Source organism: Caulobacter sp. FV1ye13L, assembly GCF_058681155.1.
In genome coordinates, this window is record NZ_CM178732.1 from 3027455 (window position 1) to 3052684 (window position 25230).

Consider the following 25230-nt stretch of genomic DNA (forward strand, 5'->3'; position numbering starts at 1 on the left):
CCGGCTTTCGACATGGATGCGGTCACTGCGCTGATCCAGCGCGGTGAGATCCTGGCTGCCTATGACATCGCCCGCGCCGCCCTGGAGGCGGGCGATGCGTCGCGTGAAATCGCCTACAAGGCTGTGCTTTGCCTTGCGAGAGCCGGGGCGGTCGATTTCGCAAGAACCGAATATGTTCGCCTCGGGCTGGACCGGATCGACGACGATCCCGACATTGTCGCTTTGGGCGCGCGGCTTTTGAAAGACTTAGCCCTGGCTGCGAGGGGGCCGCGCCGGACGGCTTTCGCCAGGGCCTCGACCCGGCGCTACCAAGCGCTGTTCCAACGCTTCGGCGGTCTCTACGGCGCGATCAACGCCGCGACCATGACGCTCGTCGCCGGAGATCGCGCGGGTGGGCAGGCCTTGGCCGCGACCGTGCTCGTTCAGCCACAGTCGCGACTGACAGGCGTGGCGGCCTATTACGAGGCCGCCAGCCGGGCCGAGGCGCTGTTCCTGACAGGTCAACTGGAGGCCGCGCGCGACACCCTGGCCCAGGCCCTGGGGAATGCGCCCCGCGCCTTCGCAGCTCACGCCTCGACCCTGCGCCAGCTGGAAATGCTGTGCCGCGAGACGGGCCTTGATCCTGCCTGGCTCGCGGAGTTTCGGCCCCCGGCCTGCGCCCACTTCACCGGCCATATCCTGGACGCTTCGCGAGAAGGCGCCCTGAGCGAAGGACTGAGCAGCGATCTACGGGACCAGGCGGACCGCATGGTGCGGGAGCAGGGGATCGGCTTTGCGTATGGTGGTCTGGCCGCAGGGGCAGACATCGTCTTTGCCGAGGCGCTGCTCGACGCTGCAGCCGAACTGCACCTGGTTCTGCCGGTGAGCCGGGAATCCTTCATTGCGGTGTCGGTCGCGCCCTTTGGGCGCGCTTGGGGCGAGCGTTTCGATCGCTGCTTCGCCCGCGCCACGTCCGTGCGCTACGCCTCGCTGGACCCCTACGCCGGGGACGAGCAAGTCTTCGCCTACGCCAGCCAGATCGCCATGGGTTGCGCAGTGCTGCGCGCCCAAACCCTGTCGACCGAAGCGTTGCAGGTGGCCGTGTGGGACGGTCACGCTGCTGCCGGACCGGCCGGAGTGGCGGTGGACCTGGCCTATTGGGCCAGGGGGCGCCGCAGGCAGGTGGTCATCCCGGTGCTGCGTCCGCCGCCGCCTCAAGCGGTCGCGCCGTCCTTGCGAGACGCCGAAGCATCCGCCTCGCGCGCGATGAAGGCCATGCTCTTCGCTGATGTGAAGGGGTTTGGAGCGCTGCGCGACGACCAGATTCCTGCGTTCATCGATACGGTGATGGGGCAAATGGCCAAGGTGATTGAGGGGCTCGATGCGCCTCCGCGCCACGTCGAGACATGGGGTGATGGTCTCTTCCTTGTCTTTGACCAGCCGATAGACGCCGCTGTGGCCGCCCTGGCTTTGCAGGAGGCCCACCGTGCGCTGGACCTTCGAAGCCTCGGCCTGCCGCGCAGTCTTGGCCTCAGGATTGGCGGTCACTATGGACCGGTGCACCTGACGACCAATCCGCTGACCAAGGCGCCGGCCGTCGTGGGTGCTCACGTGGTGGTCGCCGCACGTATCGAGCCGGAGGTCGCGCCCGGCTCCGCCTGTGTCAGCGAAGCCTTGGCCGGGGCGCTGGCGACCCTTCACGGGGATCGCGTCCGTTGTGGCTACGTAGGGCGCACCCAAGGGCGCAAGGGCTTTCCGGCGACCCCCATTTTCAATCTCACGCACGCCTGATTTAATCCACCTCGGGTTGAGTTGGTGTCGATATCTCTGACGATGTGCAGATCCGCACAGTCATGCGCCGGCGGCGCATTCATATTTCGGGGCGTAGGCCGCGACGACAACAGTCCAGGCGGCTGCAGAACCTCTCTGTCGACCGCCATCGTTGGAGTGCCGCCAAAGACCTACACAGCATTCGGCTTGCCACCGCTGGCCGTTTTCGCCGCCTCCGGACCCGACTGCCCCTTCGGTCGGGTCCCTCTCCCTGAACATCTTTCCAGTCGCGCCGCCGATGGAACAAGCCCCTTCCCGTCGTATCAGGAACCTAGCCATGTCTCTCGAAGCTGCCGTCCTCGGAGGGCCGTCGATCGGCCAAGACGCTATCTCCGACGCGTTCGCCTCCGACCCGGCGGCGATCATCCTCAAGCATGCTGTAAAGATCTGGGCTCGTGATCACGGCTTTGCGGAAGACGATGTGTCCAGCCTGACCGAAAGGGTCGTTGCCTTCACCTGCTCGGCGATCCTCGACTGCCAACGCAAGGTCCAGGTCGTTGTCTAGTCTGTTACTGTTCAGGATCCCCGGAGCGATCCTGGCTCACGCCAAAAGCCTCATCGTGGGTGGCGCTGAAAGCACCAGTTCAGTACGGCTGGATGCGCCTCTCCCCGCCGCCAAGGCGAGCGGCGATGATGATCCCACGACTCACGACAAGACCTTTTGGGCCACCATGGCCGGAGCTGATAGGCGGCTGGCCGAGCTTCGGCGCGCCATCGATGAGGCCGCGGCGGAAGCGATGGCGCGCGAGACCGGCGAAGACGCATCGCCTGGTCACAAATCCCAACTCGGCGAGAGCCGATGCGCAATGGCCAGTCGGATGATCATCGACGCATTGAGCACGGAAAATCCATCAAATCCGCAGCCGAAGTGAGCGGCGGCCAGAGCGTGTGGTTGTCGCTGCTCAGCAAGCGTTGAGCCGTAAAGAGCCAAAAAAGGCGAGGCCAAGAGCTCTATTCGGCGGAATGACAACGGGTCCGCTGCCGCAATAGCGCGTCGCAAAAACCAGGGGCCGCAGGCATGGTTCAATTGTGGCGCCCCTGGATCTAGTGCTCGAGAGGATCCAAGGTCTGAGGCGCGTCGGCGTCGGAGCCGTTGAAAACGAGCGTTCGAGTGATGCCCAAGCGGCGGACGTTTACCTGATTGACCTCGTCGGCATAGACGTCTGCGAACATCGCCGCCCGCAGTCCGATGGCGGCGCGGACGTCTGCCGGCGAGACTTGGCCGACATATTCAAACCGAACTTCGTCCGCGCCAAGGGTCAGATCCTTCAGGGTCAGATCGACGAAGCCGCCGTTTATCGCCAGAGAGAAGGTCCGCAGCATGTAGGCCTTGAGGGCCTCCACGGCGTCGGGATCGTCGAGGCTGGTCTGGGCGTCTGGGGCGATCAGGGCGAGCGCCGGCTCCGCGTCGTGGGCAGCGATCCTGTGACTGACCCTGACGCCACCAGTACGCACGTCAATCTCGACGACGCTCAACACTCCATGGCCTCGGTGCGCGGCCGCCGACAGCGGGGCGAGCAAAAGGCCCGCCGCCGCGAACAGGGCGACCGCGCGCGCGATCACTTGGAGCCTTCGTCCTTCTTGGGCTCTTCCGACGGCAAGGTTCCCAGACCGCCCGGTTCGACTTTCAGATTGGCGTCTTTCATGCGGTTGGTCGTTTCCGGCGCCTTCTGGATCTTCAGCGTCGTCGGCGTGATGGCGCCTTCATAGACGTTGTTGCCGCGATCGGCGTCGGCGGTTTCCCACAGGGGGTCGATCTGGGCCCCTTTCAGGTCCTTGGTCGAGACATACTGCCAGGTGACCTGCTTTGAGTTCTTGCGCCAGATTTCGGCGGGTATCCGCACCGTCTCGCTGGTCCCGTCGGCGAAGTCCATCTTGACGATCACGGGCATCACCAGTCCGCCGATATTGCGGAACGTGAAGCGATAGAGATTGTCCTTCAGGTCCTGGGCCGCCTGTTCTTCGGGCGTCAGGTCCTCGCGTGCCGTCTTGGCCTTCTTTCGCGCGCTGTCAAAGACTGCGAACTCGTCATTGGCGTTGTAGAAATCGCGCACCTTGGCGTCGCGCTCGATGACCGTTGTTCCGCTATTGTTGGCGGCTGTGCGGGACTCCGGCTCGATGGCGTTTCTGGCCTTGCGGACCCCGGCTTCGACGTCAGGATCACCGCTCTCGATCCGCGCCTTGACGACCTTGTCCAGCGCGATGTCGACATGGTCGGTCGAGTAGAACCAGCCGCGCCAGAACCAGTCCAGATCAACCCCTGACGACTCTTCCATCGTGCGGAAGAAGTCGTAGGGCGTGGGGTGCTTGAAGCGCCAGCGGTTGGAGTATTCCTTGAACGCCCGGTCGAAGAGCTCACGGCCCATGATCGTTTCGCGCAGGATCACTAGGGCGGTAGCCGGCTTGGAATAGCCATTGGGGCCAAACTGGATCACCGAGTCGGACTGGGTCATCAGCGGCACCTGGTCCTGGCTGACCATGTACTCGACGATGTCCTTGGGCTCGCCGCGACGCGAGGGGAACTTCTTGTCCCACTGCACCTCGGCCTGGAACTCAAGGAAGCTGTTCAGGCCCTCGTCCATCCAGGTCCACTGGCGCTCGTCGGAATTGACGATCATCGGGAAATAGTTGTGGCCAACCTCGTGGATCACCACGCCGATCAGGCCGTACTTGGCGCGCTCGGTATAGGTCAGGGCGCCGGTCTTCTTGTCCTTCAAAGGCCGTGGGCCATTGAAGCTGATCATCGGATATTCCATCCCCCCGACCGGGCCGTTGACCGACTGGGCTACCGGATAGGGATAGGCGAAGGTGAAGTCAGAATAGACCTTCAGCGTGTGGGCGATCGACTTGGTCGAATAGGCGTCCCACAGCGGGCGGGCTTCCTTCGGGAAGAAGGACATCGCCATCACGACCGGATACTCGGCCTTGGGGTCATCCTGCTTCACGCCCAAGGCGTCCCACACGAACTTGCGCGAACTGGCCCAGCCGAAGTCGCGGACATTGCTGGCCTGGAAGACCCAGGTCTTCTCGGTTTTGGCTTTGCCCTTCTCCGCGGCTACGGCCTCTTCGGGCGTGACGACATAGACGGGCTCGCTGGCGGTGCGGGCCTTGGCCAGACGGTCGCGCTGGGCGGCGGTCAGGACGGCGCCCGGGTTCTGCAACACGCCGGTGGATGAGACCACGTGGTCGGACGGCACAGTCAGGGCGACCCGATAGTCGCCGAACTCCAGGGTGAATTCGCCGGCCCCGAGGAAGGCCTTGTTGTGCCAGCCTTCATAGTCCGAATAAACGGCAAGGCGGGGGAACCACTGGGCGCCCTCGTAGATGCAGTTGCCGTCCTCGCCCTTGCCGGTGAAGCACTCGTAGCCGCTGCGACCGCCGACGACCTTGTTCTCGGCCATCGGCAGAGACCATTCGATCGTGAACTTGGTCTCGCCGCCATTGGCGCGCACGGCAGCCGGCAGATCGACCCGCAGAAGCGTGTCGACCACGGTGAACTTCAGCGGACGGCCCTGGGCGTCCTTCACCGACTTGATCGTGAAGCCGCCTTCCCATTCCTTGAAGCGCTGGATGCGGCGCACCTGGCCTAGGCTGATACTGTCGCCCGAGACGGTTTCGGTCAGCTTGCTGATCGAGTCGCGCTTGTATTCCTGGTCCAGCAGCAGCCACAGATAGGGCAGGCTGTCGGGCGAGTTGTTGAGATAGGTCACGGCGGCCTTGCCGGTCAGCAGCTTGGAGTCTTCATCCAGGCGAACGGCGACATCGTAGTCGACCTTCTGTTGCCAGTACCTATAACCCGGCGCGCCAGCAGCGTTGCGATAGTCGGTCGGGGTTGGCCAGTCCTCGCCTTCCAGCTGGCGAAACTTGTCGTCGAAGGGCGCCTTGGTCTGCTTGATGGCGTCGGCCTGGGCGCCGGGCGCCAACGACACGGCGAGCGTGGCTGCGATAACACCGGCCACGGCGTAGCGGATAGAAAGCTTGGACAAGTTCAAAAGCCCCTCAGACACTGAGTCCGGATAAATTCGCAGGATGACCTTGGCGAGCCGCGAAGGGAAAATCACCTTGTTTTTGTCATGATTGGTCAGAAACTGATCTTCAACCCCGCGCGCAGGGTCCGGGGTTCGACCGGATGGAAGTGGACGTCGTCGACCCCGCCGGCAGGCTCGGACGGCAGCCGGGAGGCGTAGGCATAGGCGATGTCATCGCGTTTGCTGTCCGTCATGTTCAGGACCTCGACCATCACACTGGCCGGGCCCAGGTTCTGGACGAACAGGGCGTTGACCAGACTTGTCGGACGCGAACGTATGGAATTGTCCTCAATGAGCGGCGCCGCGCCCAGTCGGCGCCAGGTCAGCGAAAGGGTAGAGGCCTTGCCCAACTTCCAACTGGCGCCGGCGCTCAATACTGCGCCGACGGCATTGGGAATACGGTCGCCTTCGGGCGGATCGCCAGTAAAGCGGGCGTGGGTGGCGGCGTAAGACGCCGTTAGATCCAGGCGCGAGTTCGGCCGCCAGTCGACCAGAAGCTCCAGACCGGCTCGTCGAGTCGCGCCGCTGGCCTCGGTGAAGCCGGCATCGCCGACATAGATGAGCTCAGAGTCGACGTGCAGCGCCCACGCCGCCGCCGTCAGGGCCCAGTCGTTGCGCTTCCAGCGCAGGCCCAGTTCTGCGCCGTCTGATGGCGATAGCAATGGCGCACGCTCGGCAGGATCGCCGGTGACGGGGTCGACTGTGATCACTGCTCCGCGCGCATCGTTGGAATGAAAGCCGCGTCCGGCGTCGGCATAGAACTCGAAGGTTTTTGAAACCCGCCAGGCCAGGGTCAGCTTGGGGCTCAACAGGAGCTCGCTGACAGTCCCGGTGTTGCGTGGGTCGCCGGCATGGACCTCGGCGCCCATGGCGTCGGCGCGCAGGCCCAGGGTGAGGTCCAGCTTGCCGAATCGCCTGGAGGTTTCGCCCCACAGGGCCGTCGACCATTGGGTCAGGGCGTCCTGACGAACGGTCTCGCGACGCACGCGGGCGGTGGTGCGGTAGAGGCCGACCTTGCCGATCGCATCGACACGGACCGAGGCGCCGGTCCGCGCGCTCCAGCGGTCGCCCAGCGTCCAGCGCTTGATCAACGCGCCGCCGTAAACCCAGCGCTGGTCGACTTGCTCAAACTGGTCCCCATTGACCGGATCAACCAGGAAGTAGGTGAAGTTGGAAAAGAGATCGAGCTCGTAGCGCTGGGCATAGATCACCGTATCCAGGCCCAGCAGCAGGTCGCGCCGCCGGGCTGAAAGAATGTAGCGTGAAGTCTCGCCGCCGTCGGTCGCATCAACGGCGTCCAGCCGACCGATGGCTCCACTCTCGACCGCCCGCCGAGGAATCGGGTCTGTGGCGCTCCAGTCGGCATCGTAAGCCAGGGCGGTGACTGACCACCCACCTACGATCGCGCGGCCCAGCAGGTTGACCTTCTTCAGATCCTCCGGCGTTGTCCAAGGCCCGCGCGCGCTGGAGACGTCGGCGGCGACGAGCACGTTTTGGCTGAGAACCTTGGAACCGACCGCACGATAGTAGGCGTTCTCCCCGGCCCAGGCCTGCATCCCGTCGCCATGCAGGTGATCCGCTGTCTCGAAGGCCACCGCGCCAGCCGTAGCGAAGTCGCCGTTCTCGGCGGAGTAGGGGCCTTTTCTGAAGCTGATATCGTGGACGAATTCCGGTGTGAGGATGTTGAGGTCTAGATAACCCTGGCCATGGCCGTGAGAGGGCAGGTTCAGTGGAACGCCGTCCAGCGAAGCGGCGAGGTCCGTGCCGTGGTCCAGATTGAAGCCGCGCAGGAAGTACTGGTTGGCCTTGCCTGCGCCTGAGTGCTGGGTCGCGACCAGCCCCGGCACCGCTTCGATCAACTCGGCCGGGCGCAGCAACGGACGTACGGCGAAGTCAGCATAGGCGATGCGGCCCTCGCTCGCAGAAGTCGCTCTGCCCAGGTCGTTGGCGCGGCGCCCCCAAACCGAAATGGCCTCTAGCTCTTGGGCGCGTGCAACGACGGGGGCGAAGGCCACTAGCAGCAAAAGTGCGAAAAGTCTGCCTTGGCTCATGCCGCCTCTTATGGGCTGAGCGCGCCAAAGCCAAGGGCGGCCTCGCCTTGCCCCTCGGCCATGTCATCCTTGACGCTGGGGTTGGACGCATTGGCTTTCGGAGGGACCTGCTTCTTCGACCCGCCCTTGGTCTCTTTCATGGTGTTTCTCTTTCCGTCGCACACGGTCGGCTTGGCAGCTCGCCGTCGGTCGTGGCAATCAACGTCGGGTGGGAATAGCCTCGGCGTCATCCGCGTCGCGCGACGATCGACAGTCTCTCGCGTCCTATCCGCAAGCGGTGGGCAATCGTCTGGACGTGGGCGGTTCCGATCAGGAAATTTGAATGAAACCTATCCTGGCGCTCTGCGCGACGGTCTGGCTCGTGACCGTTCCGACCATGGCCTCGGCCCAAACCGCCGCCGACCGGTTCTTCAGCCAGCTTCAAACACTCTGCGGGAAGAGCTTCACGGGCCAGGTCGTGACGGGCGACGCGGTCGATGAGCCGTTTCGCAAGGCCGAACTGGTGATCACCTTGGCGCAGTGCAACGCCAACGAAATCCGCATTCCCTTCCGGGTCGGCGAGGATCGCTCGCGCACTTGGGTGATCACCCGGCTGGGGGAGGGGCGTTTGCGCCTGAAGCACGACCACCGTCACGCCGACGGGGTCGAGGATGAGCTGTCCCGCTATGGCGGCGATGCGGTCGATGCGGGGTCCGTTTCCTTGCAGAGCTTTCCGGTGGACGCGGAGTCGCGGGCTCTGTTCACACGGCTGGATCGCGCGGTGTCGAACACCAACGTGTGGTCGCTGGGGCTCACGCAGGAGGCCTTCACCTATCAGCTAGCGAGGCCGGGGCGGCTGTTTAGGGTCTCGTTCGACCTTACTCGGCCGCAGCCCGCTCCCTAGCGGATCAGCCGCGTCCAGCTCTTGGGCGGCGTTGCGGGAAAGCTGCGGACTCATGGCGAGATAGTGACCCATCAGCCGCCGAACGAGCGCCCGCCGCCGAACCCGCCGCGCGAGATCACTGAGCTCCGGCTCTGGACGCGGCTCGGGGCCTCAGCGCGCGAGGGCGCATCGAAGCTTTCCGAGCGCACCCGTGTGCGGCCGGTGACGTAGTCGCGCGACAGAGGATAGCCGCTGCCGCCATAATAGGTACCGTCGCGATCGCGATACATCGGCGCGCCGCGATAGCCGCCGCCCATGTTGTTGAGCGCCTGGCCGATGATGAAGCCGGTCAACAGGGGCGTGAAGAAGCTGCCGCCGCCCTGGCTGGAGCGCGGCACGCACTGGTCGACGCCGTAACGCTCCTCGCAGCTTTGCTGGTCGTTGAACTTTGGCGCGTTCTCGGCGCTGTCCTTCTGGGCCTGGGCCAGGGTGGTTTCGCACTGCTGGGCGGTGAAGTCGCCTGAGGCCTTGCATTCGTCCAGGCTGGTGAAGGTGCGCGCCTCGACGGCCTTGCCCGCCTGGGCTGCCGGCGGGTCGCCCCACTGGGTGACCGCTGGAGCGTTGTCGCAAGCGGTGATCGATACCGCCGCGCCCGCCATAAGGGTGGTGAGGGTGAGACTGCGCGAGCGCTTCAGGCGAGGCGCGGTGCGGAGGGATTGAGGTTGAGTGGTCATGATGCGCCTCAAGACGTCATGCAGGCGGCGTTGATCAGGCCCACGGCGATCGAAATGCTGGCCAGATAGACGCCGGAGGCCAGTTCGCCGCGTTCGATGCGGGCGGCGACATCCTTCATCACCACCATGCGGATCAAGGTAAAGGCCGCGATCTGGATCACGCCGGCCAGGGCGGCCCAGGCGCAGAACTCGACCAGTGACACGGTGTGGCTCAGCGCCGAGGCCAGCGGCAGCACATAGCCGATCAGTGCGCCGCCCAGGGCCAGGGCGGCGGCGACGTTGCCTTCGCGGATCAGCGTGCCCTCGTGGTAGGGCGTCACCCACTGGTAGATGATCTTGAAGGCCACGGTGAACAGGCCTGCGGCGACGAAGGCCACCAGGAAGGCGAGGGCGCTGGTCGCGAACCCCTGAAGATCGAACATGGTCTGTCTCTTTCCGGTCAGGCTTTGAATTCGCCGGCTTCCAGCGGGATGCCGAGCATGATCTCGAACGAGACCTCGTGGTCTTCGCTTTCCTGCTCGATGGCGAGCAGCAATTCGCGGCCGTCGCCCGGCAGGTCGCGGGCAAACAGCATGCAGGTCTGGAAGATGCGGCGGTCCGGAATGCCATCCCGGTCGTCATGCAGGTCTTCCCAGAAGGTGACCGGGTCCTGGCTTTCGGCTTCGTCGCCAAACCAAAGGCGATCGTAGTCCGCCAGACCCTTGGCTGTGAAGGTGCGGGCCTTCAGCCGCGCGGCCCAGGCTTCGCGGTCGGCCCGCCCGCCGGGATAGGCGCTGTCCCAGGGCATGAAGACCGTCACATCGGTGAGGCGCTGGCCCTCGCGATCGTCGGAGACCGCCTGAAACAACACGTGGTCGTCGGTGTAGAAGCGATGGATGAAGCCGCCGTCCTTCAGGTCGACCAGACCCTGGGCGGTGATCTCGAGCGTATCGCGGTCCAGCGAGAAACGCGTGTCGCCGCCAAACCGCCTCCAGGCCAAAGTGTCCAGCCAGACGGTTCGGCCCAGCGTGACATTGCGGATGGCGGGCAGGGCCGGCGCGGCGAGCGCCGCATCCTTGCGTCCGAAGAGCTTGCTGAACATCAAAAGCGGACCCGGTGGCTACTCCGTCTATGTGTACGACGCCCGCTGGCCGGGCAACAGGGGCTGCGCCATTACGAACTTGTCATGACGAACGCCGGGGAGATGCTCTCGACGACTGGCGTTCGCCCTCCCATCTTGTATGAAACGCCACGACCTCTGGAGGATGACGCCCCATGACGACCCCCGCCTGGACTGTTCGCTCGCTGCAGACCGCCCTGTCGGATGGCCTTAGCGACGCGATGACGGCCCGCGTCGTCGAAGGCGCCGATCCCATCCTGCTGGTCACCATGCACGAACAGGGCGACCTGGAGATCTTCGTCAGCGTCAGCGACCAGCAGATCGCCGCGTCGGTCCTGTTGTGGCCGGTCGACGAACAGGAAGACCGCCACGCCTTCAACGAGTTTCTGCTCAAGGCTCAGAAGCTGGTGCCGCTGTCGAACTTCGGCATCGGTACGGTCGGCGACCGCGACTATTACGAACTGTTCGGCGAACTGGCGCCGTCCTCATCGCTGGACGACATCCTGATCGAGCTGCGCGTGCTGGCCGAGAACGCCATCGAGGCCGCTTCCGATCTGCGCTCGTCCTTCACCCCCGCCTAATATCGTTCCCGGAGACCCACCGATGTCCATCTGGCGCAAGCTGTTCACCCTGGGCCGCGCGGGTGCGCATGAAGCCTCGGCCGCCGTCGTCGACGCCAACGCCATCCGGATTCTGGACCAGGAAATCCGCGACGCCGACACCGCCCAGGGCAAGGCCCGCGACGACATGGCCACGCTGGTCGCCCGTCGCCGGATCCTGGAAAAAGAAGTGTCCAGCTTCCGTGAGCAGGTGACCAAGTACGAAGGTTCGGCTCGCGCCGCCGTCGGCAAGGGCGACATGGATCTGGCCCGCCAGGTGGCCCAGCGCATCGCCGACCTGGAGCAGGACATCGCCCTGAAGGAGCCCCAGATCGAGGGCATGCGTCAGGCCGAGGATCAGCTGCATCAGGCCATCACCGCCACCGACCGCCGCATCGAGACCCTGCGTCGCGAGGTCGAGGTCGTGAAGGTCAATGAGAGCGTTCAGAAGGCCCAGGCCTCGGTCGCCGCGCGCGGCGCCGGCGCTGGCTCGTCGCTGGGCTCTGCCGCTGACAGCCTTGCCCGCATCAAGGAAAAGCAGGCCATTCGCGGCGAACGGATCAAGGCGGCCGGCGAACTGGAAGACCGGCGCACCGGTGCGGATCTCGACGAAAAGCTGCGTCTGGCCGGTATTGGCCCGGGTCAGTCCTCGGCCGACGACATCCTGGCCCGCCTGGCTCCCCCAGCCGCGGCCCCGCTTCAGATCGAGCAGAAGTCGAGCGAAGCCTAGAGCGCATGCGCCGACTTGACCTGACGCCGCGCGCTGACTGGCAGGCGAAAGCCGACGCTGTCGGCTTCGTCTATCATCACACCGACGGCCAGCCCTATTGGGACGAGTCGGCGGCCTACGCTTTCACCCTGGCCCAGATCGAAGACGATCTGGAGCCTGCGGCGGCGGAGTTGCACGAGCTCTGCCTGGACCTCGTCGACGAGGCGGTGGGCAGCGAAGCCCTGATGACGCGGCTGGCGATCCCGGCCGAGCACCAGGACTTCATCGCCGCCTCGTGGCGCGCCAAGGAGCCCTCGCTCTATGGCCGCTTTGACTTCGGCTATGACGGGGCCAGCAAGCCCAAGCTCTACGAATACAACGCCGACACCCCGACCAGCGTCTTCGAGGCAGCCACCTTCCAGTGGCTGTGGCTGGAAGAGCTGTTGGCCTCGGGCGCCCTGCCGGCCGGGACAGACCAGTTCAACAGCCTGTTCGAAGCGCTGCGTGATCGTTTCGCGACCCTGTTTCCGACCGGCGGCTTCGTTCACTTCGCCAGTGACGCCCAAGCCGTCGAGGATCGCCAGACCGTTCGTTTCCTCGAAGATCTGGCGCTGCAGGCCGGTCTGGATCCCAAGTTCGTGGCCATCGACGCTATTGGCGTGAACGGCGAAGGCCAGTTCGTCGACCAAGAGGGCTTCATCGTCCAGGCGGCGTTCAAGCTGTATCCGTGGGAGTTCATGCTGCGCGAGCCCTATGCCGCGCATTTGAAGACCGCAGGCGTGCGCTGGCTTGAACCGCCGTGGAAAGCGATCCTGTCCAACAAGGGCATCCTGCCCCTCTTGTGGGAGCGACACCCCGGACATCCCAATCTGCTGGAAGCCTATTTTGAGGACGATCCGCGCGCCTCGGCCCTGGGCCCGCGCCATGTGCGCAAGCCGTTGTTCTCGCGCGAAGGCGCCAATGTCGAGATCATTGGCGGCGATGAACCTGTCCTGGACCAGGGCTATGGCCAGGAAGGCGCAATCGTGCAGGCCTATCACCCGCCGCCGACCTTCGCGGGGAAGCACCCGGTCGTCGGGGCCTGGATGGTTGGCAATGAGCCCGCCGGGATCGGTATCCGCGAGGACGACAGCGTGGTCACCAAGAACCTCGCCCGCTTCGTCCCGCATATCATTGAGGCCTGAGGCGGCCCCGGATCGGGCCCGTGAATTCGCCTGATTGGCGTAATCGCCCTTGCGGTCGGACCCGGGATCACTCCAACGTGAGCCAACAGCCGGCCGTCGCAATGCGCGCAGGGGTCGGGAAACACACAGAGACTGAACGTCGGGGGAATGATGACTTCGGAACAGGACAGCGCGGGCTCGAGCATCGCCGCAATTCTGGCGGCCGTTTCGGCGGAAATGTCGATCGCCGCCGAGGCCTGCGGAAAGCTGGACGATGCGCTGGGTCAGATCCTGGCGGTTAGCCCGCCAGAGAGCCGCAATCAGGTGATGCAGGAATTGCACACGGTCGATCTCTTGGCTCAGCACATCACGGCGGTGACCGATTTCACCCATCGCCTGGCCCTGATCGCTTCGACGGACGACACGCTCGCGGTCGACGAGGCGCTTTCGGCGATTACGCTGGGCGCTGTGGCCGAACGTCTGCGCGCCAGCCTGGCCGCCGCCAAGGCGGGCTGATCCATGGCGCGCGATTCCGAGCAGCCCTCGCTGTTTGGCTTCGAGGCCGCGCCTCGCGACAAGCACCTGATCCTGATGGTCTATCCGGACCAGCAGGCCAAAACGGCCGCCCAGGCCCGTAGCCGTCGATATCAGGTCGACAACAGGCTGGGCGGCGCGGTTTTCAGCCCGGACCTGATGCACGTCACTCTTGGTCACTTCGACTATTGGGACGAAGTCCCGGCGAGCCTGGTCGAGCGGATCACCCGCGCGGTATCAAAACTGTCGATGGCGCCGTTCCAGGTGTCGTTCGACCAGATCGGCGGCTTTCCCGGGAACGTCGTGTTGCGCGGCGGTGAAGGGCTGAAGGCGCTGGAAGTCTTCCAGGCGGCCCTTCGACAGGCCTTGGCCTGGGAGAAGCTCGACGGTTCCCACCTAAACTTCACGCCGCATCTGACGGTCATTTATGGCCAGCCGGGCGCGGTGGTCGCCGCCATCGAACCGGTGAGCTGGACCGTGAGCGAGTTTGCCCTGGTGATCAGCCATCACGGCAAGGGGCGGCACGAGGTTCTGGCCCGCTATCGGCTGGTCGGCTGACTTGCGCCCGGAGGGCGGCGCGGCTACCCGTCGGCGCCTTCAGGAGAGGAGCGGGCCATGAGCGTCACGATCTATGGCATCAAGGCCTGCGACACGATGAAGAAGGCCCGCGACTGGCTGGACGGACAGGGCGTCGCCCATGCCTTTCACGACTACAAGGTCGCCGGGATCGACCGGGGCAGTCTGGAGCGCTGGGTGGACGCGCTGGGCTGGGAGACGGTGCTGAACCGGGCTGGCACGACGTTTCGCAAGCTGGCGGACGCCGACAAGCAGGATCTGGACGCTCGCAAGGCGATCGATCTGATGCTGGCCCAGCCCTCGATGATCAAGCGACCCATCCTCGACATCGACGGAAACTTGACCGCTGGCTTCAAGCCAGATGTCTATGCGCGGGCCTTCGGAAGGGCCGATTGAGGCATTCGACTTTGCGCAAAGCGCGAGTCGGCGGAATTTAGGACGACAGCCGGGGCGAAGCGGGGCTATTTCGGCCATCGACGCTCCGTCTGAAAAAGAAAAGCGCAGGAACCGTTCCGTGGGAGCCTATCCCGTCCCGTCCTACGACATGGTCATCTTTGACTTCGACGGCACGCTGGCCGACAGCGCGGCGTGGATGATCAAGGCTGTCAATCCGATGGCCCAGCGCTTTGGCTTCAAGACGGTCACCGACGAAGAGATCGACATGCTGCGTGGCCGCGGCACGCGCGATGTCATCCGCTATCTTGGCATCTCGCCGTGGAAGCTGCCGATGATCGCCTCGCACGGCAAGAAGCTGATGGCGGCCGAATGCGACTCCATCCCGCTGTTTCCAGAAACTGCGGGCATGCTCCAGGCCCTGCACGATGCGGGGTTGCGACTGGCCGTTGTCAGCTCCAACAGCGAGCGCACGATCCGCTCGGTGCTGGGCCCCGAGCTTTCCAGCCTGATCAGCCAGTTCTCCTGCGGCGCCTCTCTGTTTGGCAAGGCGCGCAAGTTTCGCAAGGTGACTTCAGGCGCCTCGCGCGACCGGGTGATCTGCATCGGGGACGAGACCCGCGATATCGAGGCGGCCCACGCGCTTGGGCTGGCCAGCGGCGCGGTGACCTGGGGGGCTGCCAAGCGCGCCATCCTGGCCGAGCACGGCCCGACGATCGTCTTTGAATCCCCCTCCGAAATTATTTCGCATCTCGTTGCATCCAGGGCGAGCGTCGGCGGCGACTAACCTTCAGAAACGGGCGCGAACGTCTCGCGTCCATCGGAGGGATGACAATGCTGGGCCTGATCGATTCGTTCTGGTGGCTGGTGTTTCCAATGAGCTGGGCCGCCATCACCGGCTGGAACGTCTGGCTGGAGCATAAGACCCGCAGCGACGCCATGGACCTGATCCAGACCTATGTCCGCAACGGGCGCGACGCCCCGCCGGAACTGCTGGCTAAACTCAACCGCATCTGACGTCGCCAATCGGAGGGGAAAACCCATGGAAGACCTGTTTCGTTCTTATTGGTGGCTGATCTTTCCGCTGAGCTGGTTCGTGTTTTCCGGCTTCCAGAGCTGGCTATCCTATCGCTCCAATCGCGACACGCTCGACCTGCTGAAGGCCTACGCCGCCAGCGGGCGCGAGCCGCCGCCGGAACTGGTGGCGCGCCTGAACCAGCGCAGCAACTACGATCTCGACGATGATCGCGACGACATGCGGCCTCGCTATCGCTATCGCCGCCAGCGTGGCTGGTACCATGTGGTGCTGTTTGGCGTGCTGTGCATGGGTTTCACCTTCGCCGCGACGTCCGATCTCTATGAGGCCGGCCCGGCCTTCCTGATCGTCGCTTTCGTCATGGGCGCGCTCAGCCTGGCGTCTCTGGTATCGTTGCTGACGGGGCGAGGTCCGAAGGCCTGATGGACGCGCCGCTCGTCAGGGCGGCGCGGGCCGGATCCCAGGCGGCGTTCGCCCGGCTGGTCGCGATCCACGAGAAGCCCCTGCGGGGGTTTCTGCGGAAAAGCGGCTGGTTCGACGCCGACGACATCGCTCAGGAGGCTTTCTTGGCGGCCTGGACGAGTTTGGGACGGTTGCGCGCCGACGATGGTTTTCGCGCCTGGCTCTACGGAATCGCCTGGCGCAAGGCGCAGGATCAACATCGCGCTACCAGCCGCTCAGCCCGGCGCGATGAGGACTGGCGAGGCCAGGAAGCGCTGGAAGCCGTTTCGGAGGTCGCCCAAGAGGATCGTATGGCCCTGCAGGCTGCGCTGGACACCCTGCCGGCAGACCAGCGCGCCTGTGTCACCCTTTGCCTTGGCCAAGGCTGGTCGCATCCCGAAGCGTCCGAGGCCCTGGGGCTGCCACTGGGCACTGTTAAGTCGCATGTTACCCGCGGTCGTGAGAGGCTGCTGGCCGTACTGGGAGATCCGTCATGACCCCTGATGATCGTTTGGTCGCCTTTCTCAGCGAGGCGCCCGCGCCGCGCGCATCCGACGTGTTCGTGGCTGAGGTCATGGAGGCTGTCGAACGCCGTGCGTTTCTGGACCGTCTGATGGTCGGCGGCGCGGCGGCCCTGGCCGGCAGCGTGGTGTTGTGGGCCTGCTCGCCGGTCCTGAACATGGCGGTCGACGCCCTGGCGCCGACCCTGTTTCCGGTGGCCGGCATGCTGGTTTTGGCCATCGGTGCGGCCATGCTGGGCGACAGGTTGCTGCCGCAGAAATAGCTTACGAAAGTTTCATCTCGCCGGGCGCCTCCAAACGGCTGTCCCGGCGCCTCTTATAGTCAGAAGGCGGCGACATGGATGTCACGCCGCACCAAGAGGAATTTCGCCATGGACGAGGTCTGGATCCCTATCATCATGTTCCTGGTCATCGGCGCGATCGTGATCGTGCCGGTCTATTTGAAGAGCCGCGAACGTATCGAGATGCAATCGACGCTGCGCGCAGCGATCGACAAGGGGCAACCGGTTCCCCCCGAGGTCATCGAGGCCCTGACGCGTAATGTGAAGGTCGCTCCCACCTCGCTCAGCGACATGCGGGCTGGTGTGATCTGGTTGGCGGTCGGCCTTGGCATTGGCCTTTTTAGCTACTTCGCCGACTTCGGCGATCATGATGCTGACTTCCCGGGCATCGGTATTGCCTGCATTCCCGTCGTGATCGGCGTGGCTTTCATCGTCCTCAGCTTCTTCAATCCCAACAAGTTCAAGCGCGTCTGATCGCTTAAGCCTTGGGGAAGGGGAAAAGCATGTCCATGGACCGGCCACCAACGGGCCACGATGTCGAGCTCGCCGCCTTCGCGGCGGCGGGCGACCGGCGCGCCTATGGCGAGCTGGTCCGGCGACACGGGTCGGCGGTCCGGGGTCTGCTGCGCCGCATGGGAGCCGACCCTGCGACAGCCGACGACATGGCTCAGGACGCTTTCCTGGCCGGTTTCGAGCAGGTGGCGGACTATCGTGGCGAAGGCGCGTTCGGCGGCTGGATCAAGCGGATCGCGGCGCGGTGCTATCTGCGCAAGGTCAAGCGTGAAGCCCGCATGATCTTCACCGACGAAGCCCAGGACGGCGATGATCCGACGGCGCTGAACGAGCCTCGTACGGCCAGCCGCATCGATCTGGACGAGGCCCTCAAGGGCCTGTCGAAAGGCGAGCGGCTCTGCGTCTCCCTCTGCTACGGGGGCGACTGGTCGCACGCCGAGGTCGCCGAGGCCTTGAACATCCCGATCGGCACGGTGAAATCCCATGTCAAACGTGGTTTGGATAAACTCAGGGCCAAACTGGCCCCACCTAGTGAAAGCGCGAGGAGGGAAGCTCATGGCTGAACCCGATTTCGAAGCGCAGCTGACGCGGCTCTACAACGAGCCACCGGCCTTTCCGGACGCCGAGCTGTTTGCCGCTCAGATCGCGGCAAATCTTGATCGCGGCTGGGCGCTGCGCCGTGTTTTGATCGGCGGAGCGGGTACCGCAGCGGGGGTCATCGCGGCAGTGCAATTGATAGCCAGCCGCTTCTCGGCCGAGTTGCAGACCCTGTCGCGCGAGGGAACGCGGGACCTGAACGCCGATATCGACCTGGCCATGAACAAGGTCAGCCAGATGGTCGCGACGCCCGCGAGCATGGAAGCGCTGTGGCTGGCTGCGGGCCTGGCGCTTCTGGCCCTGGGCTTCGCCGTGACCCGGGCGATGGAAGAGTTCTGACGCGGCATCGACTGATCATTGTTCATGTTGCAGCGCGGGGCGATCTGACCGACAACAGCGCGCCTTCGCCCTTCCCAGGGCCTGTTCTGGAGCATGGTTCTGTCCTCGCACCGTGATGAGACGGTTCGCCGCCTCGCAGCCCCCGACATCGCCGCCCGCAAGGGTGGCGTGCCCATCGTCTGCCTGACCGCCTACACCGCGCCGGTCGCGGCGGCCCTGGACGACGCCTGCGACCTGCTGCTGGTCGGCGACTCGCTGGGCATGGTGGTGCACGGCCTGCCCAATACGGTGGGCGTGACCATGGAGATGATGATCCTGCACGGCCAGGCGGTCATGCGGGGCTCTCGCAAGGCTATGGTCGTGGTCGACATGCCGTTCGGCTCCTATGAGGCCTCACCCGAGGTCGCTTACGCCAACGCGGTGCGGATCATGAAGGAGACGGGCGCCCAGGCCGTGAAGGTCGAAAGCGGCCCGACCGTGCCGGCAACCATCGAATATCTGACCAAGCGCGGCGTGCCGGTTATGGGCCATGTGGGTCTGCGGCCGCAGGCGGTTCTGGTCGACGGGGGCTTCAAGGCCAAGGGCAAGGACGAGGCCGGTCGCGCGGTGATTCTCGACGAGGCTCGCCGCACCGCCGACGCCGGGGCCTTCGCCGTGGTCATAGAGGGCGTCGCCGAGAGCTTGGCGCGTGAGATCACCGCCGCCATCGCGCCGCCCACCATCGGCATTGGCGCCTCTGCTGGCTGCGACGGCCAGATCCTGGTCACCGACGACATGCTGGGCCTGTTCGACTGGACGCCCAAGTTTGTGCGCCGCTACGCCAACCTGAAGGGCGAGATCGAACGCGCCGCCCAAGAATACGCCAACGACGTCAAGGCGCGGACCTTCCCGGGCGAGGCCGAGACCTACTACGCCAAGAAGGGCTAGCCGCCGCGCCAGCGCCCGTTGCGGCTGGCCCATTCACGCTATAGGTTCGCCGCCTGCGCTGGCGGCCCTCCGCCGGCCGCATTCTGTTGTAAACCATGCGTCGCCGCCGGATCCGTCCGGCGCCAACGTGTCAGGACGCTGTCCGCGTCCGTTTCGGAGCCTCGTTCGTGGTCGATGTGTTTGACGAGGTCGAAGAGCAGCTTCGCTCCGACCGTTACAGGACCCTCGCGCTGAGGGCGCTGCCGTGGATCGGCGCCGCGACCGTGGCGGTCGTCATCGGCGTGGGCGGCTACTGGGGCTGGACCACCTATCAGACCAAGGAAGCGGCCAAGGCCTCCGAGACCTATCAGGCCGCGCTCGAGACCATGGGCCGCGAAGGCCCGGCCAAGGGCTTCCCGGCCATGGAGGCGGTGTCCAAGGGCGGGGCCTCGGGCTATCGCGCCCTGGCGCTGATGCATATGGGCGGCATCCGCCTCGAAGAGGGGAAGACCGCCGACGCCGTGCGCTATTTCGATGAAGCGGCCAAGCTTTCTTCCGATCCGGTGATCGGCGACCTGGCGCGCCTCAAATCCGCCTTGGCGCTCATGGATACGGCCTCGTTCAAGGATATCGAAGCGAGGTTGACGCCGTTGGCGGGGGAAAAGAGCCCATATCGTGTGAACGCCAAGGAAGCCCTGGCGTTCGCCAAGCTTCAGGGCGGCGACCTCAAGGGCGCCCGCGAGGACTTCTCTGTTCTTGCCAACCTGCTCGACAACAATTCCGAAGGCGTTCGCCAGCGCTCCCAGGCGGCGATGCAGATCATCGATTCCGGCTCGGCCAAGGATCTGGCCGCTGTCGTCAAAGCCTCGACCGCGCTGCCGCCGCCCGCGACCATGCCGATTGCTCCGCAACCCGCGCCGAACAGCGCCCAATGAGCCGCTCCATGAATTCCAAGCGTTCTGTGGCGTTGATCGCGCTGATGTCGGCGGCGGTGACGGTGAGCGGCTGCTCGACGGTCTCCAAGCTCAACCCCTTTGACAAGTCCGAAAAGGACAAGGCCACAGCTACCCAGGGCCAGCGGATCTCGGTCATCGCGTTCGACCAGAAGGTCGAGGCCGCCGAGGTCCTAAAGGGCACCGAATTCTACCTGCCCGAACCGGCCGTCCAGGCCGAATGGCGACTGCCGGGCGGTAGCGCCGAGCAGTCGGTCGAGCATGTCGACGCCGGCAAGGCTTTCGAGATCGCCTGGCGAAAGGGCTTTGGCCAGAAGGGCAACCGCAAGTTCCACATCACGGCCCCGCCGGTGGCGACTGCGGACCGGATCTTCGTCATGGACGGCGAATCCACGGTCTCGGCCATCGACACCAAGACAGGCTCGGTGGACTGGCGAAAGGACCTGCGGCCCTCCGCCGGTCCTGGCAAGGGCGGCGTCTTCGGCTTTGGCGGCGTCAAGAACGACCGACTGGGCTTTGGCGGCGGTCTGGCCCTCAGCCCCGACAACAAGCTGATCGTCTCGTCAGGCTTCCGCTTCGTGGCCCAGCTCGACGCCGCGACCGGCGTTGAAGCCTGGCGGCAGGCCACCTCGACCCCGATCCATGCGGCCCCGACCGTCGTCGACGGCCGGATCTTTGTGGTGTCGACCGATAACGAGCTGCTGACCTACAACGCCGCCACCGGCGCGCCCGGCTGGACCTATCAGGCCCTGATCGAGCCGGCCCGCATCCTTTCGGCGCCCAGCGTTGCGGTCAGCGGCGACACCGCCGTCGCGGGCTTCGCCTCGGGCGAACTGGTCGCCCTGCGCGCCGCCAACGGCAACGATCTGTGGAGCGAGGCGCTGTCGCGCGCCAGCCGCACCAATGCGCTGTCCGAAATCCGCGACATTCCCGGCCGCCCGGTGATCTACAAGGGCGATGTCTTCGCCGTCAGCCATTCGGGCGTATTCTCGGCCACCGATCTTCGCACCGGCCAGGCGCGCTGGACCCTGCCGATCACCGGCATTACCAGCCCGTGGGCCGCCGGCGACGTCGTCTTTGTTGTCGACAAGTCGGGCCAGGTGATCTGCGTCGCCCGCGAGAGTGGTTCGGTCTACTGGATCCGCGACCTCAATGAGGGCCTGGGCCAGACCAAGCGCCAGAAGAAGAAGCTGGCCAAGCATCCGCGCCTCTGGTCGACGCCGATTCTCGCCTCGGGCCGCCTGATCACCGTTTCCAGCGATGGCGAGGCCGTGGCCCTGAACCCCAAGACCGGCGTGACGGAAAAGACCCTGAAGATCGGTGCCTCGGTTCTGCTGGCCCCGATTGCGGTTGGCGACATGATCTATCTTGTGACTGACGACGCTCAGGTCGTGGCCATCCGCTAACTCTATTCACCGAACCGTTCGGTTCGCTGATCATCAACCTTACGATCCCGTGACCCGGGCCGGCGCAAGCCGGCCCGGGTCGTTCGCTTTGCGGGAACGGCAAAAATCGACTACTGCAAGCCCATGCCTTTGAAACTCGCAATTGTCGGACGCCCCAATGTGGGCAAGTCCACGCTGTTCAATCGTCTCGCCGGTAAGAAACTGGCCATCGTCGATGACCAGCCCGGGGTCACCCGTGACCGCCGCTATGCCTCCGGCCGCCTTGGCGACCTGGACCTGGAACTGATCGACACGGCCGGCTTTGAGGACGTCTCGGACGAAAGTCTGGAGGCGCGCATGCGCGCCCAGACGGAACTCGCCGTCGAGGAAGCCGATGTTTCGCTGTTCATCTATGACGCCCGCGAGGGCGTTACGCCGCTGGACGAGGTCTTCGCCACCCTGCTGCGTCGTCGTGGCAAGCCGGTCATCATCGCCGCCAACAAGGCCGAGGGCAAAGCCGGCCAATCAGGCATTGGCGAGGCCTACAAGCTGGGCCTGGGCGAACCGATCCCGATCTCCGGCGAGCACGGCGAAGGCATGGCCGAGCTGTATGCCGCCATGCTGGCCGCCTTCCCGGAAGATCAGTATTCCGAGGAAGACGATAGCGACGACAAGCCGATCCGGATCGCCATCGTTGGTCGTCCTAACGCTGGCAAGTCCACTCTGGTCAACCGTCTGATCGGCGAGCAACGTCTGCTGACGGGGCCAGAGGCCGGAATTACACGCGACTCGATTTCGGTCGACTGGCTGTGGGACGGCCGCAAGGTTCGTCTGGTCGACACCGCCGGCCTGCGCAAGAAGGCCAAGGTGCAGGAGAAGCTGGAAAAGCTCTCCACCCAGGACTCGATCCGTGCGGTCACCTTTGCCGAGGTCGTGCTGCTGGTGATGGACGCCACCCACCCCTTCGAGGTCCAGGATCTGCAGATCGCCGACCTGACCGAGCGGGAAGGGCGGGCTCTGGTCTTCGTGCTGGCCAAGTGGGACCTGGTCGAAGATCCTGTCGCCCAGCTGAAGGATTTCCGCGAGCACGCCGAGCGCATGCTGCCCCAGCTGCGCGGCGCGCCCGTGGTGGCGTTGTCGGGCGAGACCGGCAAGGGCATCGAGAAGCTGATGCCGGCCGTAATGAAGATCCACAGGGACTGGGCGACCAAGGTCAAGACCCGCGACCTGAACGACTGGCTGCAGATGGCCATGCAGAGGCACCCGCCGCCCGCCGTCAGCGGCAAGCGCGTCAAGCCCAAGTACATGGCCCAGATCAAGGCGCGTCCGCCGACCTTCGTGCTGTTCTCGACCCGCGCCGATCAGATGCCCGAGCACTATCGGCGCTATCTGATCAACTCCCTGCGCGAGAGCTTCGACCTGCCGGGGGTGCCGCTGCGCATCACCATCAAGTCGGGCGCCAACCCCTATGCCGATGGCGAGGCCAAGGGCCACAGCGGCCGGGGCAAGCGCGAGTTCGAGCGCCGCGAACGTGAGGAGGAGCGCATCCGCGCCTCGCGCAACACGGTCAAGAAGTCCAAGCGCATTGCAGATGAAGCTGCGGCGGCAGCGGCTGCCGAAGCCGGCTTGCCGCCTCCGGAGAAGGCGCCGGTCAGAGGCCCCAAGAAGCCCGTCAAGGCTGAGGCCAAGACCACCAGCGCCGCCGTCACGACGCCCACCGCCGAGCCCGGCAAGGCGGCCGTCAAGTCTGTCAAGAAGCAGGGACCGCGCGCCCAGAAGAAGGTCTCGAGCACGCCCAGCTACAAGGTCGGCTTCAAGGCGGCTGGCGGTAAGGCCGCGTCGGGTCCGAAGCGCCCGGTGGCCGGGTCGAGCATCGTGCGGGGCAACAAGGGGCCAGGCAAGCCTAAGGGCAAGTAGGGCCGGGGACAGAGCATGCTGCTGGATCGCCGACGATTGCTGTCCCGAGGCGCGGCATTTGGCGCGGCAGCGCTGGCGACCGGTGGCTTACCCGCCAGTGCCGCGACCGGGACCCGGCTGATATTGCTGGGGACCGGAGGCGGCCCCACGCCCAAGAAGAACCGTTCGGCGCCGGCCCAGGCGATCGTCATCAACGGCGCGACCTATGTGATCGACTGCGGCGATGGCGTCGCGCGCCAGATCGTGTCGGCGGGTCTGAAGCTGGGGTCGATCCGCAATATCTTCATCACCCACCATCACTCAGACCACAACGCTGACTACGGCAACCTGCTGATACTAGCCTGGGCCGCCGATCTTGATCACCGGGTCGACACCTTTGGCCCGCCGCCGCTGGCGGCCATGACGCGGCAGTCGCTGGCGCTAAACGCTTTCGACATCAAGACGCGCATCGCCGACGAAGGCCGCCGGCCGCCGGGCCCGCTGATCCATCCGCATGAGATCAACAGGCCGGGTGTGGTGATGCAGGACGCCAATGTGAAAGTGACGGCCGCCCTGGTGCGCCATCCGCCGGTCGAGCCGGCTTTCGCTTACCGGTTCGATACCGCCGACCGGTCGATCGTCATTTCTGGAGACACCGCGCCGTCCGACGCGCTGATCGCCCTTGCGAAAGGCGCTGATGTGTTGGTCCACGAGGTCATGCACTTGCCGTCCCTGGAGCCTCTGCTGGCCACCGAAGCCAATGCGACCCGCCTGAAGGACCATCTGCTGGCCAGTCACACCACTACCGAGCAGGTGGGAAAGATCGCCACCGCTGCTGGGGTGAAGACTCTAGTACTCTCGCACTTCGTGCCCGGCGGCTTTCCTTTCATTGACGACCGGGTCTGGCTGGAAGCGGTGCGACCCCATTTCGCGGGTGAGATCGTCGTCGGCCGCGACCTGTTGGAGATCTGAGCGCGCGCCTCGAGGAACGTTGGTTTTTGAGTGTCGTTCGTGTCATCCTCGGGCTGAAATCAGCCTGGGGGGCTCCATGGTTGCGTTATCCACAAGCGTACCCCGCGCCAGCGGGCGCCGGTTCTATGTCGCCATGGCTCTGGTCTTTGTCCTGATCGCCTTTGGCGGCTTCATCCCGACCTATTGGGCCAAGATCGCTAGCGGGACCTTCGGCGGAGCGCCGGTACTGCATTTCCACGGGTTTTTCTTTTTCACCTGGACGCTGTTCTTCCTGGCCCAGACCTGGATGGTCGCCAGCGGGCGAACCATGGATCACCGCGCTTGGGGCGTAGCCGGGGTGTCACTGGCGACCGCCATGGCCTTCACCGTGGTCCTGGCGGCTATCAACTCGATGAAAGTGGCCGACGCTGCCGGGTTCGGCGACGCGGCGCGGCGGTTCTCGATCGTCTCGCTCAGCGCCCTAGCGCTGTTTGCGGGACTGTTCAGCGCCGCGATCGTCAATGTGCGAAAGCACGAGGTCCACAAACGGCTGATGCTACTGGCCATGATCCCGCCGATGCAGGCGGCGATGGCCCGGCCGTTCGCCGTGCTGATGACCCCGCCGGGCGCGGTCGGGCCGCCGCCGGTCTTCGTATCCGTACCGCCGGGCCTGGTGGTCGATCTGCTGATCGTCGCCGCCATGGTCTATGATTGGCGGACTCGAGGGCGGCCGCACCCGGTCTATGTCTTTGGCGGCCTACTGGTTCTGGCCCAGCAACTGCTGGTGATTCCCATCGGCCAGAGCGACACATGGTTGTCCGTCGCCCGCTGGGTCGAACACCTGGCCCCGTGAC

Annotated in this window: 31 protein-coding genes; 24 read left to right on the plus strand and 7 right to left on the minus strand. The window is 65.1% G+C overall.

Annotated features, from left to right (window positions below):
- Positions 1-12: 12 nt before the first annotated feature.
- The 3 genes from ACW176_RS14680 (at position 13) to ACW176_RS14690 (ending at position 2681) form a co-directional block, all read left to right on the plus strand.
- The gene (locus tag ACW176_RS14680; RefSeq protein ID WP_492109663.1) at positions 13-1770 is read left to right on the plus strand and encodes a tetratricopeptide repeat-containing protein; all 1758 of its coding nucleotides are present in this window, start codon (positions 13-15) and stop codon (positions 1768-1770) included.
- Positions 1771-2086: 316 nt separating this feature from the next.
- On the plus strand, positions 2087-2314 hold the full coding sequence (locus tag ACW176_RS14685; RefSeq protein WP_492109664.1) for a hypothetical protein: 228 nt from the start codon (positions 2087-2089) through the stop codon (positions 2312-2314).
- 55 nt (positions 2315-2369) lie between these two features.
- On the plus strand, positions 2370-2681 hold the full coding sequence (locus tag ACW176_RS14690) for a hypothetical protein (protein WP_492109665.1): 312 nt from the start codon (positions 2370-2372) through the stop codon (positions 2679-2681).
- A gap of 172 nt (positions 2682-2853) precedes the next feature.
- Here ACW176_RS14690 and ACW176_RS14695 read toward each other — a convergent pair whose 3' ends face one another.
- The 4 genes from ACW176_RS14695 to ACW176_RS14710 form a co-directional block, all read right to left on the minus strand.
- Positions 2854-3372, minus strand: coding sequence for a DUF6702 family protein (locus ACW176_RS14695; RefSeq protein WP_492109666.1), 519 nt, complete (start codon positions 3370-3372; stop codon positions 2854-2856).
- On the minus strand, positions 3369-5801 hold the full coding sequence (locus ACW176_RS14700; RefSeq protein WP_492109667.1) for a M1 family metallopeptidase: 2433 nt from the start codon (positions 5799-5801) through the stop codon (positions 3369-3371). The genes ACW176_RS14695 and ACW176_RS14700 overlap by 4 nt, the downstream gene beginning before the upstream one ends.
- An 89-nt stretch (positions 5802-5890) precedes the next feature.
- Entirely contained in the window at positions 5891-7888 is a 1998-nt protein-coding gene (locus ACW176_RS14705; RefSeq protein ID WP_492109668.1) for a TonB-dependent receptor, read from the minus strand.
- An 8-nt stretch (positions 7889-7896) separates the two neighbouring features.
- Positions 7897-8028: a hypothetical protein gene (locus tag ACW176_RS14710; RefSeq protein WP_492109669.1), complete on the minus strand. Its 132-nt coding sequence runs from the start codon at positions 8026-8028 to the stop codon at positions 7897-7899.
- Between the two features lie 182 nt (positions 8029-8210).
- Between ACW176_RS14710 and ACW176_RS14715 the strand changes: the two genes are divergently transcribed.
- Positions 8211-8771, plus strand: a complete 561-nt coding sequence (locus tag ACW176_RS14715; RefSeq protein ID WP_492109670.1) for a hypothetical protein — start codon at positions 8211-8213, stop codon at positions 8769-8771.
- A 71-nt stretch (positions 8772-8842) separates the two neighbouring features.
- Here the strand turns inward: ACW176_RS14715 and ACW176_RS14720 are convergent, their stop codons facing one another.
- The 3 genes from ACW176_RS14720 to ACW176_RS14730 are packed head-to-tail and all read right to left on the minus strand — an operon-like array spanning position 8843 to position 10565.
- Positions 8843-9484: a DUF1190 domain-containing protein gene (locus ACW176_RS14720; protein ID WP_492109671.1), complete on the minus strand. Its 642-nt coding sequence runs from the start codon at positions 9482-9484 to the stop codon at positions 8843-8845.
- A gap of 8 nt (positions 9485-9492) precedes the next feature.
- Positions 9493-9906, minus strand: coding sequence for a DUF350 domain-containing protein (locus ACW176_RS14725; RefSeq protein WP_492109672.1), 414 nt, complete (start codon positions 9904-9906; stop codon positions 9493-9495).
- Positions 9907-9923: 17 nt separating this feature from the next.
- On the minus strand, positions 9924-10565 hold the full coding sequence (locus ACW176_RS14730) for a DUF2491 family protein (RefSeq protein WP_419255154.1): 642 nt from the start codon (positions 10563-10565) through the stop codon (positions 9924-9926).
- A 173-nt stretch (positions 10566-10738) separates the two neighbouring features.
- Between ACW176_RS14730 and ACW176_RS14735 the strand changes: the two genes are divergently transcribed.
- The 20 genes from ACW176_RS14735 to ACW176_RS14830 all read left to right on the plus strand — a co-directional run bounded on the left by ACW176_RS14735 (position 10739) and on the right by ACW176_RS14830 (position 25229).
- Complete coding sequence (locus ACW176_RS14735; protein WP_419255155.1) at positions 10739-11164, plus strand: YjfI family protein; 426 nt, start codon at positions 10739-10741, stop codon at positions 11162-11164.
- 22 nt (positions 11165-11186) lie between these two features.
- On the plus strand, positions 11187-11912 hold the full coding sequence (locus ACW176_RS14740) for a PspA/IM30 family protein (RefSeq protein WP_492109673.1): 726 nt from the start codon (positions 11187-11189) through the stop codon (positions 11910-11912).
- 5 nt (positions 11913-11917) lie between these two features.
- On the plus strand, positions 11918-13075 hold the full coding sequence (locus ACW176_RS14745) for a glutathionylspermidine synthase family protein (protein ID WP_492109674.1): 1158 nt from the start codon (positions 11918-11920) through the stop codon (positions 13073-13075).
- Positions 13076-13225: 150 nt separating this feature from the next.
- On the plus strand, positions 13226-13570 hold the full coding sequence (locus ACW176_RS14750; protein ID WP_419255158.1) for a DUF8776 family protein: 345 nt from the start codon (positions 13226-13228) through the stop codon (positions 13568-13570).
- A 3-nt stretch (positions 13571-13573) separates the two neighbouring features.
- Positions 13574-14146, plus strand: coding sequence for a 2'-5' RNA ligase family protein (locus ACW176_RS14755; protein WP_492109675.1), 573 nt, complete (start codon positions 13574-13576; stop codon positions 14144-14146).
- 57 nt (positions 14147-14203) lie between these two features.
- Positions 14204-14560, plus strand: coding sequence for an ArsC family reductase (locus ACW176_RS14760; protein ID WP_492109676.1), 357 nt, complete (start codon positions 14204-14206; stop codon positions 14558-14560).
- A gap of 118 nt (positions 14561-14678) precedes the next feature.
- Positions 14679-15344: an HAD hydrolase-like protein gene (locus ACW176_RS14765; protein WP_492109677.1), complete on the plus strand. Its 666-nt coding sequence runs from the start codon at positions 14679-14681 to the stop codon at positions 15342-15344.
- Between the two features lie 47 nt (positions 15345-15391).
- Positions 15392-15574 carry a hypothetical protein gene (locus tag ACW176_RS14770; RefSeq protein WP_492109678.1) on the plus strand — a complete coding sequence of 61 codons (183 nt, stop codon included), beginning with the start codon at positions 15392-15394 and terminating at the stop codon, positions 15572-15574.
- Positions 15575-15599: 25 nt separating this feature from the next.
- Positions 15600-16016, plus strand: a complete 417-nt coding sequence (locus ACW176_RS14775; RefSeq protein WP_492109679.1) for a hypothetical protein — start codon at positions 15600-15602, stop codon at positions 16014-16016.
- The gene (locus tag ACW176_RS14780) at positions 16016-16531 is read left to right on the plus strand and encodes an RNA polymerase sigma factor (protein WP_492109680.1); all 516 of its coding nucleotides are present in this window, start codon (positions 16016-16018) and stop codon (positions 16529-16531) included. Before ACW176_RS14775 ends, ACW176_RS14780 begins: the two co-directional genes overlap by 1 nt.
- Positions 16528-16818, plus strand: coding sequence for a hypothetical protein (locus ACW176_RS14785; protein WP_492109681.1), 291 nt, complete (start codon positions 16528-16530; stop codon positions 16816-16818). Before ACW176_RS14780 ends, ACW176_RS14785 begins: the two co-directional genes overlap by 4 nt.
- Before the next feature lie 108 nt (positions 16819-16926).
- Positions 16927-17310: a DUF6249 domain-containing protein gene (locus ACW176_RS14790; protein ID WP_492109682.1), complete on the plus strand. Its 384-nt coding sequence runs from the start codon at positions 16927-16929 to the stop codon at positions 17308-17310.
- Positions 17311-17339: 29 nt separating this feature from the next.
- Positions 17340-17912 carry an RNA polymerase sigma factor gene (locus ACW176_RS14795; RefSeq protein ID WP_492109683.1) on the plus strand — a complete coding sequence of 191 codons (573 nt, stop codon included), beginning with the start codon at positions 17340-17342 and terminating at the stop codon, positions 17910-17912.
- On the plus strand, positions 17905-18285 hold the full coding sequence (locus ACW176_RS14800) for a hypothetical protein (RefSeq protein ID WP_492109684.1): 381 nt from the start codon (positions 17905-17907) through the stop codon (positions 18283-18285). Before ACW176_RS14795 ends, ACW176_RS14800 begins: the two co-directional genes overlap by 8 nt.
- A gap of 99 nt (positions 18286-18384) precedes the next feature.
- Positions 18385-19212, plus strand: coding sequence for a 3-methyl-2-oxobutanoate hydroxymethyltransferase (gene panB / locus ACW176_RS14805; protein ID WP_492111941.1), 828 nt, complete (start codon positions 18385-18387; stop codon positions 19210-19212).
- 167 nt (positions 19213-19379) lie between these two features.
- Positions 19380-20126, plus strand: coding sequence for a tetratricopeptide repeat protein (locus ACW176_RS14810; protein WP_492109685.1), 747 nt, complete (start codon positions 19380-19382; stop codon positions 20124-20126).
- Complete coding sequence (locus ACW176_RS14815) at positions 20123-21550, plus strand: PQQ-like beta-propeller repeat protein (RefSeq protein WP_492109686.1); 1428 nt, start codon at positions 20123-20125, stop codon at positions 21548-21550. Before ACW176_RS14810 ends, ACW176_RS14815 begins: the two co-directional genes overlap by 4 nt.
- A gap of 123 nt (positions 21551-21673) precedes the next feature.
- The gene (gene der / locus ACW176_RS14820) at positions 21674-23446 is read left to right on the plus strand and encodes a ribosome biogenesis GTPase Der (protein WP_492109687.1); all 1773 of its coding nucleotides are present in this window, start codon (positions 21674-21676) and stop codon (positions 23444-23446) included.
- A 15-nt stretch (positions 23447-23461) separates the two neighbouring features.
- A complete protein-coding gene (locus ACW176_RS14825; protein WP_492109688.1) occupies positions 23462-24397 on the plus strand; it encodes an MBL fold metallo-hydrolase in 936 nt (311 codons plus the stop codon).
- A gap of 76 nt (positions 24398-24473) precedes the next feature.
- On the plus strand, positions 24474-25229 hold the full coding sequence (locus tag ACW176_RS14830) for a hypothetical protein (RefSeq protein WP_492109689.1): 756 nt from the start codon (positions 24474-24476) through the stop codon (positions 25227-25229).
- The last annotated feature ends 1 nt before the right edge of the window (position 25230 follow it).